This is a genomic window from Saccharothrix sp. NPDC042600, assembly GCF_040647305.1.
In the GTDB taxonomy this organism is placed as follows: domain Bacteria; phylum Actinomycetota; class Actinomycetes; order Mycobacteriales; family Pseudonocardiaceae; genus Actinosynnema; species Actinosynnema mutabilis.
The window spans coordinates 23,300-38,410 of sequence record NZ_JBEZBW010000078.1 but is presented as its reverse complement, the minus strand read 5'-3'; the positions used below and the strand labels follow the sequence as shown (position 1 = coordinate 38,410).

The window sequence follows — 15,111 nt, the reverse complement described above, 5'->3', positions numbered from 1 at the left end:
TTCCGATCTGCCCCGCGAGCCGCGCGGCGGGCAAGGTGGAGGTCGAGTCGCTCGGCCGGCGCGACGGGCGGGCGCTCTACCGCGTCAGCCCGAAGTCCGGCGACACCTCCGGCCCGATCACCGTCCGGCTGGACTACTCCGGGTTCGCCGAGGCGTTCGGCGGCGACTACGGCCGCCGCCTGCGCCTGGTGTCCTACCCGGACTGCCACCTGTCCACGCCGGAGCGGCCCGAGTGCAACGTCGCCACCCCGGTCGAGCACACCAACCGGGACAAGGCGCTGGTCGGTGAGACCACGCTGGCCACGGCCACCGTGCTCGCCGCCACCGCCGAGGGCGACAGCGGCTCCGGCGACTACACCGCCACGCCGCTCTCCCCGTCGGGCACGTGGACCGCGGGCGGCTCGTCGGGCGCGTTCACCTACAACTACCCGATCAAGCTGCCCGCGGCGCTGGGCGGCAACACCCCGGCGCTGTCGCTGTCCTACTCGTCGGCCACCGTGGACGGCGCGACCTCGGCCACCAACAACCAGCCCTCCTGGATCGGCGACGGCTGGACGCTGGGCACGGGCGGGTTCGTCGAGCGCTCCTACAAGCCGTGCGCCAAGGACCTGGGCGGCAACAACGGCCAGACCAAGACCGGCGACCTGTGCTGGGCGAGCGACAACGCGACCATCTCCTACGCCGGCCGCAGCACCGTCCTGGTCAAGGACACCGCCACCGGCGCGTGGCGGCCCCGCAACGAGGACGGCTCGCGCGTCGAGCGGCTGACCGGCGCGGTCAACGGGGCGCGCGAGGGTGAGCACTGGAAGGTCACCACGCCCGACGGCACCCAGTACTTCTTCGGCCTCAACCGGGTGCCGGGCTGGTCGGCGGGCAAGCCGGAGACGCAGTCGACGTTCACCGCGCCGGTCTACGGCAACAACAGCGGCGAGCCGTGCCACCAGGCCACGTTCGCGGCGTCGGCGTGCACCCAGGCGTGGCGCTGGAACCTCGACCACGTGATCGACACCCACGGCAACGCGGTCGTGTACTACTACCAGCCGGAGGTCAACGCCTACGGCCAGAACATGAACGTCACCACCGCGGGCACCTCCTACGTGCGCGGCGGCCACCTGCTGCGCATGGAGTACGGCCTGAACGCGGCGGCCGGCGGCAACTTCGCCCAGGCCCCGGCCCGGGTGCTGTTCGACACCGCCGAGCGGTGCGTCCCGGGCGGCGCGGTGACCTGCGACCCGGGTCAGCTCAACACCGGCACGGCGAGTTCGTGGCCGGACGTGCCCGCCGACCGCCTGTGCGCGCCCGGCGCGGTGTGCAAGGTCGTCTCGCCGTCGTTCTTCACCCGCCGCAAGCTCACGACGATCACCACCCAGGTGGCCAACGGGTCCGGCGGCTGGCTGGACGCCGACCGGTGGGCGCTGGCCCACTCGTTCCCGGCCACCGGCAGCGGCGACAGCCCGTCGCTGTGGCTGGACAGCGTGACCCGCACCGGCCTGGTGGGCGGCAGCGCCGCGCTCCCGGCGACCACGTTCGGCGGCACGGCCAAGTCCAACCGGACGCTGGCCTCGCAGAACTACACCAGCCTGTCCCGCCACCGGATCACCGCGATCACCGGTGAGCTGGGCGGCACCACCACGGTCACCTACTCCGAGCCGGACTGCCAGTCCGGCACCCCGGACCCGGCGACCAACACCACGCGGTGCTACCCGGTGCACTGGACGCCCGGCGGCGCGAACGACCCGGTGCTGGACTGGTTCAACAAGTACGTCGTGACCGACGTCAACACCGACGGCCGCACCACGCTGGGCAAGCAGGTCCGCGTGCACTACGACTACCTCGACGGCGGAGCCTGGCACTTCGACGAGAACTTCTTCCAGGAGGACAAGTACCGCACGTGGTCGCAGTGGCGCGGCTACGGCGTGGTCAAGACGACCACGGGCAACCCCGACGACGAGGCCGGGCCGCGGACGGTCACCCAGACCCGGTACCTGCGCGGCATGGACGGCGACAAGGCCGCCTCCGGCACCAGGTCCGTCGCGGTCGCCAACTCGCTCGGCGAGAACACCACCGACAGCGACCAGTACTCGGCCTTCGCGCTGGAGACGCTGACCTACCTGGACGGCAACGTCATCGCGGCCACGCTGAACGACCCGTGGTCCTCCGGCGCGACCGCGACCGACGCCAACGGCGTCAAGGCCCACCACGTCGGCACCGGCGTGTCCCGCCAGAGGGTGTGGCTCGCGGCGTCGAACAAGTGGCGCACGTCCCGCACCGCGACCACCTTCAACGGCCACGGCCTGCCGACCGCGGTGCAGACCGAGGGTGACGTGGACGACCAGAAGCAGACCTCGTGCACCCGCACGACCTACGCGGAGAACACGGGCGCGTGGCTGCTCACCCTGCCCAAGTCGGTGCAGAAGGTGTCCGGCCCGTGCACCGAGGCCAACGCCGCGAGCAGCGCGAACATCATCTCCGAGGTGCGCACCCTGTTCGACGGCCAGGCCTACGGGGTCGCGCCGACCAGGGGTGACACGACCGAGGTGCACACGCTGTCCGACTGGCCGTCCGGTGGCACGCCGGTGTTCCAGACGCCGACGGTCAAGACCGGCTACGACACCGTCTACGGCCGGGTCGTGTCGGTGACCGACGCCCTCAACCGCACCACGAACACCACCTACACGCCGGCGACCGGCAGCCCGGTCACCAAGATCGAGACCAGCGCGCCGCCGGTCACGATCGCGGGCGCGGCCACGCGCCTGACCACCGTGGACGAGCTCAACCCCGCCAGCGGCGTGGTCACCGGCAAGGTGGACCGTTCCGGGCTGCGCACGGACCTGGCCCACGACCCGTTGGGCCGGCTCACCGCGGTCTGGCGGCCCGGGCACACCAAGGGTTCCTCGCCCGCCGACGCGACCTTCGCCTACGCGGTGAACACCACCACGCCGAGCGTGGTCACGGCGAAGAGGTTGCTGGCCTCCGGCCAGTACGCCACCAGCTACGTGCTCATCGACGGCCTGGGCCGGACCGTGCAGACGCAGTCGCCGACCCCGTACGCCCAGGGCGGCCGGGTCGTCGAGGACACCCTGCACGACTCGCAGGGCCGGGCGTGGAAGGCGCACGGCCAGTACTGGAACAGCACCGCGCCGCAGCCGTCGTTGCTGGTCGTGCAGGACAACGCGGTCCCGATGACCACGGTGACCCAGCACGACTCGGCCGGGCGGCCGACCGCCGTGATCACCCTGCACGACGGCACGGAGCTCAAGCGGACCACCACGACCTACGACGGTGACCGGGTCACCACGGTCCCGCCGCCCGGCGGCACCGCGTCGGCCGTGATCACCAACGGGCTGGGCCAGAAGGTCAAGACCCAGCAGTTCAAGGACCGCGCGCGCACCGGGCCGAACGACCCGGCCGACACCACGGCGTACACGTACCTGCCGTCGGGCCTGCAGCACACGGTCACCGACAGCACGGGCGCGAACAAGTGGACGTTCGGCTACGACCTGCTCGGCCGAAAGGTCACGCAGACCGACCCGGACGCGGGCACCACCACCACGGAGTACGACGCCGCCGGGCAGGTCGTGCGGACCACCGACGGCCGGGGCAAGGCGCTGGCGTACACCTACGACGCGCTGGGCCGCAAGACCGGCATGTTCGAGGGCACGACGTCGGGCCCCAAGCGCGCGAGCTGGGCCTACGACACCAAGCTCAAGGGCAAGGAGACCAACGCCGTCCGGTTCGACGGCGGCAAGGCCTACGTGCGGGCGGTGTCCGGGTACGACGAGGCGGGCCGGCCCACCGGCACCACCGTGGTGATCCCGACCAGCGAGGCCGGGATCGGCGGCACGCACTCGTTCCCGATCACCTACGACCCCAACACCGGGGCGGTCGCCACGGTCAGCTCGCCCGGCGTGGGCGGCCTGCCGGCCGAGACGGTCTACCGGACCCACGACGCGCTGGGCAACCCGACCGAGTCGTTCGCGGCCGACGGCAACGGTGGCACCAAGCTGGTGTCGCTGACCGAGTACAACCCGTTCGGGCAGGTGCTGCGGCTGAACCTGGCCGACGCGAACAACCCCAAGCAGGTCTCGGCGACCTACACCTACGAGTCCGCCACCAACCTGCCGGCGTCGGCGTTCGTGGTGCGGTCCACGGCCACCGACCAGACCGTCGCCAACCGGGCGTACACGTACAACAAGGCCGGTGACATCACCCGGATCGGGGACGTCGCCGACACCCAGTGCTTCGGCTACGACCACCTGCGCCGCCTGACCTCGGCGTGGACGCCGGCGTCGGGGGAGTGCTCCGTCGCGGCGACGGTCGCCGGGCTCGGCGGCGTGGCCCCGTACTGGACCGACTGGTCCTACGACCCCACCGGCAACCGGGTGGAGCAGGTCAAGCACACCGCGGCGGGCGACACGAAGACCAAGATCGACTACCCGGCCCCGGGCACGCCCCGGCCGCACGCCGCGACGACGGCCACCACCACCGGCCCCGGCGGCACGACCACGGCGACCTACGGCTACGACGCGGCGGGCAACACCACCGCGCGCCCGGGCCACTCGCTGGACTACGACGTCGAGGGCCACCTGGCCGTCGACACGGACACGGCCACCGGCAAGCCGACCCGCTACCTGTACGACGCCGACGGCAACCGCCTCATCACGCGCGAACCGTCCGGCACCACCCTGTACGCGGGCGACGTGGAGCTGTTCGTCCCGACCGGTTCCACCACCGCCACCGGCACCCGGTTCTACACGCACGGCGGCAAGACCGTCGCGCGCCGGACCACGGCCGGCCTGACGTGGACGATCGAGGACCACCAGGGCACCGGCACGGCGTCGGTCGACGCGGGCACCCTCGCCGTCACCCGCCGCCACCAGGACCCGTTCGGCGTCGGCCGGGGCACCCCGCCGGCGTCCTGGCCGGACCGCCACGGCTTCATCGGCGGCGTGCAGGACGCGTCGGGCACGGTCCACCTCGGGGCGCGCGAGTACGACCCGACCCTGGGCCGGTTCACCGCGGTGGACCCGTTGCTGGACCAGGACAGCCCGCAGCAGTGGAACGGGTACTCCTACGCCAACAACAACCCGGTCAACCTGACCGACCCGGACGGCACCGAGCCCCGCGGCGGTCCCTGCTACAACGTGCCCGGCCACGGCTGGATGCGCGGCGACGGCTCCGCCTGCGCCGGCGCGGGCGACGACAAGCCCTGGCAGAGCTGCAGCGCCTGCGGCAACGCGCCCCACACGGTCAAGCACCCGGAGGGCAAGCCCTCCTACGGCTCCGACCAGGCCAAGCACAAGCCGTACCGGAAGCTGCCGAACCTGGAGGCCGTGCTCCGCGCGGACGAGATCAACATGCGGATCCAGCACCTGGCCGCGTTCACCCTCGGGTTCTGCGGCAACCAGGTCCTGTCGCTGACCTGCGAGCTGTTCAAGCACTGGCAGAACCTGTCGGGCAGCGACTACATCCTGAGCCCGAAGCAGATGAACAACCTCGTCCTCGACGACAACTGGGAGCAGCAGCGGGAAGAGCCGATCCGCGACATGAGCGACCTCGCGATGAACGCGTGCGCGGGCCAGTCGTCGTGCACGGTCAACCTCGACAGCGGTTGGCTGGAGGGCGTCGTGAACGGCAACTACGACAACAAGCTCGCGTTGCAGAGCATCGAGTACCGGATCTCCGGCCAGGTGACCGTCACCCAGGAGAGCGGCGGCGGCACCCGCGTGCGTGGCGCGGTCACCGTGGAGCTGATCAAGGACTACAACTTCGACGCGAACAAGAAGGTCGGGCCGTACGATCTGACGCTGATGTCGCAAATGCCCGACGCGGGTCTGGCCAACGACTTCGTCGTGCGCGGCAGCCAGACCATCACCATCGACCGGAGACGTTAGTGCCGTTGAAGGCCTTCGCGATCATCGCCGCCGCACTCGCGGGTGCGGCGGCGATGATCGGCGCCGCTCTCCTCTACATGAGCGACGACCCCGACCCGCACGCCTACCCGGGCAGCAAGCCGGGTTTCTCGCTCGAAGACGCGCAGAAGCAGTCGTCGGTGCCGTTGCCGGAGTGCGCGCGCGACACGGCGAAGTTCTACCTGGGCTCGGCGTTCGCCGACAGCACGATCGTCATGGACTTCACCGCCCCGGACGAGTGCGTGGCGAGCTTCCTCACCGGCGTCGGGATCGACGCTTCGACTCCGGTCGTCCTGTGGCGGCCGGTCTTCGAGGAAAGCTCACCCCCGATCCACCCGCCCGCCAGGTCGGGCATCACCTGGGACTTCCCTCCCACCGACCGGGTGGAGTGCTGGACCGTCAGGCGGACCGACGGGGTGAACGACCACTCCGTCCGGGTCGTGGTCAACCGCTCCGCCCAACCGCAGCACGTCTACATCCGCGCCATCGTGGCCAACTGACGCGCCCCTGTCGCTGCCCCCGCGGACGTTGTGCCCGGCCGCCGGGGCGCGACAGTGGTGGGATGGAGCGGGAGCGGAGAGGGTTCGGGCGGCGTGGTGACCGGGCCGCCGCGTCCCGGCCGGTGGTCGAGCACCCGGTCGAGGCGCTCCAGCGGCTCGCGGGCAACCGGGTCGCGGCGGCGTTGCTGTCGGTCCAGCGGGACGGGCCGCGGGCCGCCACCGGTTCCGAGCAGCGCACCTTCGTCGAACTGCTCGTGCGGTTCTTCGACGGGGCCGCCGACTTCTACCGCACGCGCGAGATGGTGCAGGCCGTTCCCGCCCTGCCCGCGATGCCCCACCCGACGCCCGAGGCGAACCTCGCCGAGATCGCCCGCGTGATGACCGCGTGGAAGCCGACCTACGACAACGGCCGGCGCATGATCACCGACTCCCTGCAAGGCGACGCCGCCCTCACCGAGCGGTTGCGCGGCAGCTACGAGCGCGCGTTGTCGGCGCTGCACGGCCTGGCCCGCAACGGCCCGCGCGTCAACGTCGTCCTGGTGGCCGCGCCCGGCCGCGACGACGACCAGTTCATCCGCAACGCCGCCGCCTACGCGCGCACCTACTTCGGGCGGCCCGCCGTGCCCGGTGACACGGTCGTCGTGGTCGAGGGCGTCGACTCGCTCGACGGGCTGTTGTCCGCCGTCGAGAGCGCGCAGACCGAGCGGATGGTGCGCCGGGTGGACGTCTTCGCGCACGGCACCATCGAGCCGTCCAACCAGTTGAAGCTGGCCGGCCGCTGGCACTCCGCCGCGCAGCTGGAGGCCGCGTTGTCGGCCCGTCGGCTGACCAGCGAGCACCTGCAGAGCGCGACCCGGTTCGACACCGGCTCGACGCTGGAGTTCCACGGGTGCCGGCTCGGCGCGGGGGAGGGGGAGCGGTTCCTGCGGGCCGCCGGGCAGGCCGTCGGCGGCGACCGGGGGCAGCAGGCCGTGGGGTACCGGCAGCGGTGGTTCCCGCGGCGCTACCAGCTCGACTGGCGAAGCCACCCGGTCACCGACACCGGTCGGGACGTCTACGGCGACAGCGCGCTGCCGATGCGGTTCACCCGCGGGTCCGAGCGGCAGCGGGTGGCCAACCGGAACCGGTTCGTCGCCGACTTCGAGCGGCACGCGGTGCGGCTGTTCGACGAGGTGGTCGCGGGCAGCGCGGAGCTGCGGTCGTTCGCCACGGCCCGCGAGGTCGCCGGCGGCACGTTCTCCCGAGCGCGCAAGATCGAGATCATGCGGGCGATGTACGACGCGAACGGCGCGTGGCTGCTCGGGTTCCTGCACCCGGTGCACCAGGTGCCGGACCTGGACCCGACGCAGGCGCTGCCCCGGGACGACTACACGTTCACCCGCGAGCACGACGCGTGGGAGAGCCAGACCCTGCGGATCCGCGTGGGGCCCTGACGGTGGAGGAAAGCTGGGGAGCTAGGAAGTGGAGTAGAAGGAAGCTCCCCAATGGCCTCGCAACCGCAAGGTACCACGGCGGTGGTCAGTTCGGGACGAGAGCGCGCAACGTGGCCCGGGTGATGACCGTGGACCCGTCCGGCAACCCGTCGGGACGCTCGACCCCGATGTAGGTCACCGGCTCGGTGAACGTCGATCCGGGCGTCCAGGTGGTGTACGAACCGGCCTTGGCGCGCAACAGGTCCACGACGTCACCGACCGTCGTCGCCCGCCGTTCCACGATGGACCGGGCCAGCACGGACGCCGTCACGTGGTTGGTCTCCACGCGGTTGCCCCAATCCGCGCCGCGCAGGTAGAGGTGCAGCCACTTCGCCGACCACGAGCCGTCGTCGTGGCGTCGGAACAGCACGGGGACCGCCACCCGTCCGCTGCCGCGCAGGTCCGAGCGCATCCGGACGGTGGCGGGTTCGAACGGGCGGCCGAGCTGGTCGCGGTCGCGGGTCATGTAGCCGAAGACGGACTCGGCGACGTCCGGGAAGCCCTCGCCGGAGAAGACCTGCACCTGCGGCACGACGTACCGGGCGGTCACGGTGTCCAGCGGCACGTCGATGAACTCCGTCGCGCCGTCCCGCGCGTCGGTGACGTCACCGGAGTGGTAGGCCCCACCGGACGTGAGGTTGGTCCACGACACCTGTCCGGCGAGGGCGAAGTCGTCGTCCAGCAGCAGCACGGACAGGTCGAAGTCGGTGCTGCGCCGGGTCTGCCGCCAGTGGGTGAAGAACCGGAGCAGCTCACCGTCCAGGCGGGACTCGGAGCCGCGCGGCAGCACGCCGAGTCCGTCCGCGGTCGCCTTGTCCGACAACGGGACCGCCAGGCTGAGCACCTCCGGGTCCACCACCAGGTGGTCGTGGGCGGGCAGGCGGCGGGTCAGTTCGGCGTCCAGCGCGGCGGTGATCCGGTCGACCAGGGCGGTGTCCAGGGGCGGTCGTTCGTCGGCGGTGGTCCACCCGCGTCCTTCGCGGTTGATGAACACCCTGGCGGCGTCCGGCGTGGTCCGGTTGGCCAGGTGCTCGCGCACCGAGACCAGCACCCGCCCCGACACCCGGTCGACCACCGACTCCACAGCCCGCACGGCATCCTCGCCGCCACCGGCCCGCAACACGCGGTCCAACGACCGGAACAACACGCCGGGCGCGCCGGCCAGCAACCGAACCGCCCCGGGAACGTCCCCTTCGCCGAACCTCTCCTCCACGCGCCCCGCGAACGACCGCACGACCTTGGTCTTCCGCGCCACCGCGAACACGTCCTGGGCATGCGGGGACGCATCGTGCTCATGTGGATGCAACCGCTCACCCAGCCGCTTCCACCGCTCGCGGTGCAGCCCGACGTCGCCCAGCTTGCCCGGACCGGCGGCCACCACGTCGTCCAACGCCCTCATCAACACCCGCCGCTCCGACCGCCGAAACGACCGGAACCGGGTCGGTCGCAGGAGAGTCGGGTCCCCTCCCGACGCCGCACAGGCCAGCCGCAGCACGTCAGTGACGGTGTCCACACCGATCAGCGGCAGCCCGGCCGTCAACCGGGCCGCGTTGACCACGGCCCGGTTCTCCCGCACCGGAACGTCGGCCGGCACCTCCAGGCACCGCTGGGCCAACTCCCCGAACAGGCCCAGGTCGGCCTCGTTCAAGGGGACCGGACTACCGGCCATCTCCAGGAACAGCGCCCGGACCTCCTCCTCGACGGTCCCGCCGAGGTGCAGCACGGTGAGCCGGTCCTTGACCGAGGGGATCAACTCGTCGTGGGCGGCCAACATCTCCTCGTACGAGTGCTGGACGCGCCCGTAGGTGGGCAGCGCCAACAGGTTGACCACCGGCGGTGGCGGGGCGTCCCCGATCGCCTTGCGCAGGCAGTCCAACCAGAACTCCAGGGTGTCCGGCACGCCGTGCGGGAAGTCCCGGAAGTAGGGGTTGTGCACGACATGCCCACCCACCACCTCCCGCAACGCCGCGACGACCCGAACCGTCAACGCCGTAGCGGCGGCCGGCTCCAGCCCGGAAACGTGCCGCAACAACTCCCCGGAGGCCTTGAACCCGACCTGCACCAGCACGGCATCGAACCGCCGAGCCACCGCCCGCCCGTCCCCAAGCCCACCCGGCGACCGCGGCACCCGCAACGTCTTCTGAACCAGCACTCTGTCGTCCATCACCGGCAATTAGAACAGCCACCCCCCGGTCCCCACCGCGGGTTTGTGATACCCCGGTAGCACCCTCAAGACGGCACCCCGGTACGACGACGTGCGCCGCGTGCGCGCCTAGCGTTCCCGGTCATGAGCACACTCCTCGCCCGTCTCGGTGTCCGCCCGCGACCGGGGGTCGGCCGCGCGGTGGCCGCGACGCCGTTCGTGCTGCTCGCGCTGTACCTGGTGGCCCGGGGCTGGTGCTACCCGCTGTGGCCGGACACCGTCGGCGCCCTCGGCCACCCGTTCACCCCGGACCCGCGGCTCGGCGAGGCGTGGGGCGGCCCGACGCTGGTGGGCGCATGGGCCGTGCACGCCACGTTGGCGCTCGCGATGCAGGCGGTGTGCGTCGGCGTGCTGCGCCTGATCTACCCGCGCCGTCCCTGAGCGCTACCGGACGAGCACCGCCGCCACGGCCAGCGCCAGCACCGAGAACACGGTGATCACGGGCGTGAGGTGGGGAATCGGACGGGTGGTCGTGCGGCCCCGGGTAGATGCGGTGCCGCAGAAGACCAGCCACGCCGCGGTGATCAGGACGAGGGCGGCGGGGTGGTCGGCGGCGTGGCGGGCGGCCAGGATCGCCACCACGGTGAACGTCAGCGCGGTGCGCCGCCACGCCAGGTGCGTGCGTTCGGGCTGCAGACCGGAGTCCGTCACGGCCCGCTCACCACGATGGTCACGATGACCGCGCACGACAGGCCGAACAGGAGCAGCGCCAGCACCGCCGGGAACCGGGTCACCGGCAGCGGCTCGCCGCGACGCATGGCCCGTTCGCAGCGGACCCAGTGGTGCACCGCCCGCAGCGCGCACACCGTGCCCAGCCCCACGGCGGTCAGCGCGACGGCCGTGCGCAGCCCGGGGTGCAGGTCCGGCAGGAACTGGTCCACCGCCAGACCCGCGCCGACCAGGGCGAGCGCGGTGCGGATCCAGGCCAGGAACGTCCGTTCGTTGGCCAGGGAGAACCGGTAGTCCGGCGTCGTGCCCTCGGCGAGCAGCCGGGCGGGGGAGAACCACAGCCGCAGGTCGCGCATGGGTCCATTGTGGCAGGTCGTGCGCTTCGGGCCTGACATGTCGGGCGGCTGCCCTGTCGAGGCTTCGACGGAAGTTCCCGATCCCAGGGAGTCTCGGATGCGCAGGCTGTACGCCGTCCTGGCCCACGTCCTTTCGCTGGCGGTGGTGGCGGAGTTCTTCTTCGCGGCCGGCGGTGCGTTCGGCGACGGTGCCCTCTACCGCGCGCATCACACGTTCGGATACGTGATCTCCAGCCTGGCGGTGCTGCTGGCCGCGGTGGCGGGCGTGTCGCGGATGCCCGGTCGCCTGATCCGGCTGCCCCTGCTGGTCGTCGGCCTGGTCACCGCGCAGGTGGTGATCGCCCGGGTCGCGCGTTCTCTGGAGGACGCCGGCGCGCTCGTGTTCGGCCTGCACGCCGTCAACGGCCTGGCCATCGCCGTCGTGACGGGGTTGGTCGTTCGGGCGAGAGTTGCCGGGCGCGTGGTCGGCGGATCGCCGGCAGGCACCGGAGCCGCCGGCACGAGGTGACGCCCCGGTTCGCCCGCCGGCACGAGGTGACGCCCCGGTTCGCCCGCCGGCACGAGGTGACGCCCCGGTTCGCCCGCCGGCGCTATGCGACCCGGAACTCCAGCAGGCAGCGCTGTTCGGTCAAGTCCGTCACGCCGTCACCACCACTCCCTTCGTCCAAGACCAGGCCGTGCGGCGCGGCGAGGGCGCGCAACTCCGCCAGGGTGCGTTCCCGGCCGCCGAAGACCACCAGCATGACGAGGTCGCTCTCGCTGCCCGCCCGCCGCCCGCCCACCCCTTCGACCACCAACACCCGGCCGTGCGGGCGCGCGGCCTCGGCGCAGCGGGCGAGGATGCGGTGGGCGTGCTCGTCGTCCCAGTTGTGCAGGATGTCCACCAGCAGGTACGCGTCCGCCCCGGCCGGCAACGGGTCGAAGAAGCTGCCGGCCGTCACCCGCGCGCGGTCGGCCACGCCGTGCGCGGTGAAGGTCCGGCGGGCCCCTTCGGCGGTGGCCGCGAGGTCGACCAGGTGGCCGCGCATCCCGGGGTATGCGGCCAGGATCGCCGCCAGCAGGCCGCCGTGGCCGCCACCCACGTCCACCAGGGTGGCGAACCGCGACCAGTCGAACCCGGCGACCGCCCGCGGGACCTGCGCGCGGAACCGGTCGGTCATCTGCCGGTCGAACGACTCCCGCAGGCGCGGGTGGTCGGTCAGGTCGGCGTAGAAGTCCTGCCCGTAGCGGTGCGGGTAGGCCGCTTGGCCCGTGCGCACGCTGTGGGCGAGTTCCACGAACGCCAGTTCCGCCCGGCCACCGGCGGCGGTCAAGTCCAGCAGGTTCGCCAGACCGTTGCCGGCGTCGGCGCGGAGCAGCGCACCGGACGCGGTGGTCCGGTGGCCGGTCCCGGCGCGTTCGACCAGCCCGAGGGTGGCCAGGTGGTTGAGGAGGAGGCCGAGGGCGACCGCGTCGACACCCAGGTCGGCGGCGAGGACCGCGGTCGTCGCGCCGCCCTGGAGCCGTTCGGGCAGGCCGAGGGTCACGGCGACCCGCAACGTCATCGGGGTGGCGAGTCCGGCCATGGCGCGCAACTGTTGTTCGTCCACGTCCGTCCACGCTGTCAGGCGTGTCAAAGCAGTTCTTGCCCACCAGTGCCCACCACCCCTCGCCGTGTCCCGGCGTCAGCCGAGACGCTTGATCTCACCTCGCGTGCGGTAGAAGGAGCCGCTGGCCGATGTCAGGATCTCCGACACCAGGTAGCGCGCACCCCGGATGCGGATGTTCTTCGGGAACTGCACGCCCCACGTCCGGTCGTAGCCGTCGGAGATCACGTGGACGCGCAGGCGACCGCCTTCCTGCACGCACTCCACGACGACGCCCTCGCCCGCGGACGCCGGCGAGACGACCTCGACCTCCGCCGTCGCCTCCACGCGGGCGATGGCGCCGGCCTTGATGTCCTGGCGGGGCGGGAGTTGGCCCTGTTCGGCGGCGTGCACGGCGGCCGGGCTGGCGTCCAGGCAGGCCAGGGAGCCGTCCGTGGTCACCAGGTACAGCCGTTCGTCCCGGTACTGCATGGAGAACGCCGAACCGCAGCCCGTCGCCAGCTTCCACAGCCGTGTCCCGTCGGCGGCGAAGCAGTACACCGAGGACTGGTTGTCGCCGGCGAACACGAACTCCCCGTCGGGCGATGTCGCGCACGAGAACACCGGGGCGTCGCAACGGTAGTCGCCCGTCTTGCGCCCGTCGGCCTTGGCGAACCGGTGCACCCACGCCCGGCTCGTGCCCGCGAAGACCTCGGTCCGCTCCTGCCACCCGAACAGCACCTCGCCGACCGTGTCGGCGTGCCACGCCCGGCGCCCGCGCCCGGTGTAGTGGGTGACGCCCCGCGAGTGGCCGTGGAAGACGCCCTCGTCCGAGCACCGCACCATCCACGCGCTGTCGCCACCGGCCGGCATCGACCACTGGAACTCGTCCTCGTGGTCCACCACCGTCACCCGGCCCTGCCGGTCGGACACGCCCAGCACGCCGTCGTGGATGTCCAGCCAGTAGATGTCCACGTCGTCGGCGATCTCGTAGGCCACCCGCGGCACCTTGGCCCCCAGGTCGTAGACCCGGCCGTCGTCGCAGCCCGCGTAGATCCAGAAGTCGTCGGCCACGATGCACTTGACCGAGTCGGGCAGCCCGAACCGCCCGGTGACCCGGCCGTCGTGGGTGAGCGTGTAGACGTCGCCGTTCTCGTTGCCGACCCAGGCGTGGTCCTCGCCGATGAAGATGCCGAACGCGGGCGCGCCCGAGGCGAACCGCCACAGCACCGGGGCCTGGTGGGCGGTGGAACGCGTGCTGACGATCTGCCGCCGGCTCACCGGACGTCGTTGCCGCTCGCCCTTCACGGCCGGCGCGTAGCCCTTGCGGACCTTCTCGCCGATCTTCTTCTCCGCCGCCTTCAGCGCCTTCGCGTGGTCGGCGAAGCTCGCCGTGCGGACCTGTCCCTGCTCACCGATGCGCCCGTAGGTGATCGTGACCTCGGTGTCCTCGACGCGCACCTCGTAGAACTTGTGCGCGCCACCACCCGACTCGGACAGCTCCAGGTACGTCGTGCCGGACATCGCCTTCCCCCTTCTGATCACCTCGTGATCAAGCTAGCGAGGGGGTACGACAATCCCCGGCGTCCGGCCGCGGGAGGACCCGCCGGCAGTCGCCGCCGACCGGGTGGCGCCGGCCCCCACGTCGGCCGGTGAACCGCCCTTCCCAGCACATGTCGGCGCGAAAACCGTGAACCTGGTTATTCGTCAATCCCGGTGTGCGGGCCGACGAGACGGGGCGGGTCCGTCGAGCAGCGTCGGAATGGTGCCAACGGCGTATCAACCCGCTCTGAACAGGTGTTTCATCCCAGCTTCGGAATTGGCAAGAACCGCTTTTGTCATTTCTTGGATTACGAGATCAATCGCGACTAACGTTCTTCTGCGAAGCGCGTCGTCGCATCACAGGCGGTTGACGCGCCGAATCTTCCAAATCGAGGAGGAAATGATGAGGGCAATTCCCGTCCTCGCCCTGACCGCCGCCGCCCTGGTCGCGTCGGCCCTGCCCGCCGGCGCGGACACCGCGCTGGAGGAGCGCGCCGTCGCCGCGCTGTCCGTCGAGTCGTCGGCGCGCCTGGAGGCGCGGGGCGCGGCGGTCGTCGTGCCGACCACCATCGTGTGCGCGGCCGACGGGCAGGGCTCGCTGTGGGTCCAGGTCACCCAGAACGTGCGCGGCGACATCGCCACGGGCGACCGGTACGTCTCGATCACCGAGTGCACCGGCACGTTCCAGCAGATCGACGTCACGGTGGTGTCGCGGACCAAGGCGTTCCGCCCCGGCACGGCCTACGCGACGGCGTCGCTGAGCGTCTGGACCCCGAGCGACTGGGGCACCGCCGAGCAGGAACGGACCATCACGATCAGCCGGTGACGTCCGCCCGGTCCGGGTCGGTGCCCGTGGGTCCCCCCCACGGCCCGGCCCGGCTCTGTGTCCCGC

At 71.8% G+C, this 15,111-nt stretch carries 11 protein-coding genes; 6 read left to right on the top strand and 5 right to left on the bottom strand.

The annotated features are described in order from the left end of the window. Positions 1-35: 35 nt before the first annotated feature. From AB0A74_RS32170 to AB0A74_RS32160, 3 genes are all read left to right on the top strand, one after another. Positions 36-5,894: an RHS repeat-associated core domain-containing protein gene (locus tag AB0A74_RS32170; RefSeq protein ID WP_358255390.1), complete on the top strand. Its 5,859-nt coding sequence runs from the start codon at positions 36-38 to the stop codon at positions 5,892-5,894. Beyond that, positions 5,894-6,412 carry a hypothetical protein gene (locus AB0A74_RS32165; RefSeq protein ID WP_358255388.1) on the top strand — a complete coding sequence of 173 codons (519 nt, stop codon included), beginning with the start codon at positions 5,894-5,896 and terminating at the stop codon, positions 6,410-6,412. The genes AB0A74_RS32170 and AB0A74_RS32165 overlap by 1 nt, the downstream gene beginning before the upstream one ends. Before the next feature lie 62 nt (positions 6,413-6,474). Next, positions 6,475-7,845, top strand: coding sequence for a hypothetical protein (locus AB0A74_RS32160; protein WP_358255387.1), 1,371 nt, complete (start codon positions 6,475-6,477; stop codon positions 7,843-7,845). Between the two features lie 85 nt (positions 7,846-7,930). Here the strand turns inward: AB0A74_RS32160 and AB0A74_RS32155 are convergent, their stop codons facing one another. Then, the gene (locus AB0A74_RS32155) at positions 7,931-10,048 is read right to left on the bottom strand and encodes a hypothetical protein (protein WP_358255385.1); all 2,118 of its coding nucleotides are present in this window, start codon (positions 10,046-10,048) and stop codon (positions 7,931-7,933) included. Between the two features lie 123 nt (positions 10,049-10,171). Here AB0A74_RS32155 and AB0A74_RS32150 point away from each other — a divergent pair, with 123 nt between their 5' ends. Continuing rightward, positions 10,172-10,468, top strand: coding sequence for a hypothetical protein (locus AB0A74_RS32150; protein ID WP_358255383.1), 297 nt, complete (start codon positions 10,172-10,174; stop codon positions 10,466-10,468). A 3-nt stretch (positions 10,469-10,471) separates the two neighbouring features. Here the strand turns inward: AB0A74_RS32150 and AB0A74_RS32145 are convergent, their stop codons facing one another. Beyond that, on the bottom strand, positions 10,472-10,738 hold the full coding sequence (locus AB0A74_RS32145) for a DUF202 domain-containing protein (RefSeq protein ID WP_358255381.1): 267 nt from the start codon (positions 10,736-10,738) through the stop codon (positions 10,472-10,474). Continuing rightward, positions 10,735-11,112 carry a DUF202 domain-containing protein gene (locus AB0A74_RS32140; protein ID WP_358255379.1) on the bottom strand — a complete coding sequence of 126 codons (378 nt, stop codon included), beginning with the start codon at positions 11,110-11,112 and terminating at the stop codon, positions 10,735-10,737. Before AB0A74_RS32140 ends, AB0A74_RS32145 begins: the two co-directional genes overlap by 4 nt. A 97-nt stretch (positions 11,113-11,209) precedes the next feature. Between AB0A74_RS32140 and AB0A74_RS32135 the strand changes: the two genes are divergently transcribed. Continuing rightward, positions 11,210-11,620, top strand: coding sequence for a DUF6220 domain-containing protein (locus AB0A74_RS32135; RefSeq protein WP_358255377.1), 411 nt, complete (start codon positions 11,210-11,212; stop codon positions 11,618-11,620). 82 nt (positions 11,621-11,702) lie between these two features. Here AB0A74_RS32135 and AB0A74_RS32130 read toward each other — a convergent pair whose 3' ends face one another. Further along, on the bottom strand, positions 11,703-12,677 hold the full coding sequence (locus AB0A74_RS32130; protein ID WP_358255393.1) for a methyltransferase: 975 nt from the start codon (positions 12,675-12,677) through the stop codon (positions 11,703-11,705). A gap of 99 nt (positions 12,678-12,776) precedes the next feature. After that, the gene (locus tag AB0A74_RS32125) at positions 12,777-14,201 is read right to left on the bottom strand and encodes a WGR domain-containing protein (protein ID WP_358255375.1); all 1,425 of its coding nucleotides are present in this window, start codon (positions 14,199-14,201) and stop codon (positions 12,777-12,779) included. 421 nt (positions 14,202-14,622) lie between these two features. Here AB0A74_RS32125 and AB0A74_RS32120 point away from each other — a divergent pair, with 421 nt between their 5' ends. Next, a complete protein-coding gene (locus tag AB0A74_RS32120) occupies positions 14,623-15,045 on the top strand; it encodes a hypothetical protein (protein ID WP_358255373.1) in 423 nt (140 codons plus the stop codon). Positions 15,046-15,111: the final 66 nt, after the last annotated feature.

Bases quoted from the DNA above. Each gene is read 5' to 3' on its own strand.
- AB0A74_RS32125 (WP_358255375.1), bottom strand. From the start codon at position 14,201: ATGTCCGGCACGACGTACCTGGAGCTGTCCGAGTCGGGTGGTGGCGCG.
- AB0A74_RS32155 (WP_358255385.1), bottom strand. From the start codon at position 10,048: ATGGACGACAGAGTGCTGGTTCAGAAGACGTTGCGGGTGCCGCGGTCG.
- AB0A74_RS32140 (WP_358255379.1), bottom strand. From the start codon at position 11,112: ATGCGCGACCTGCGGCTGTGGTTCTCCCCCGCCCGGCTGCTCGCCGAG.
- AB0A74_RS32135 (WP_358255377.1), top strand. From the start codon at position 11,210: ATGCGCAGGCTGTACGCCGTCCTGGCCCACGTCCTTTCGCTGGCGGTG.
- AB0A74_RS32160 (WP_358255387.1), top strand. From the start codon at position 6,475: ATGGAGCGGGAGCGGAGAGGGTTCGGGCGGCGTGGTGACCGGGCCGCC.
- AB0A74_RS32150 (WP_358255383.1), top strand. From the start codon at position 10,172: ATGAGCACACTCCTCGCCCGTCTCGGTGTCCGCCCGCGACCGGGGGTC.
- AB0A74_RS32120 (WP_358255373.1), top strand. From the start codon at position 14,623: ATGAGGGCAATTCCCGTCCTCGCCCTGACCGCCGCCGCCCTGGTCGCG.
- AB0A74_RS32130 (WP_358255393.1), bottom strand. From the start codon at position 12,677: ATGGCCGGACTCGCCACCCCGATGACGTTGCGGGTCGCCGTGACCCTC.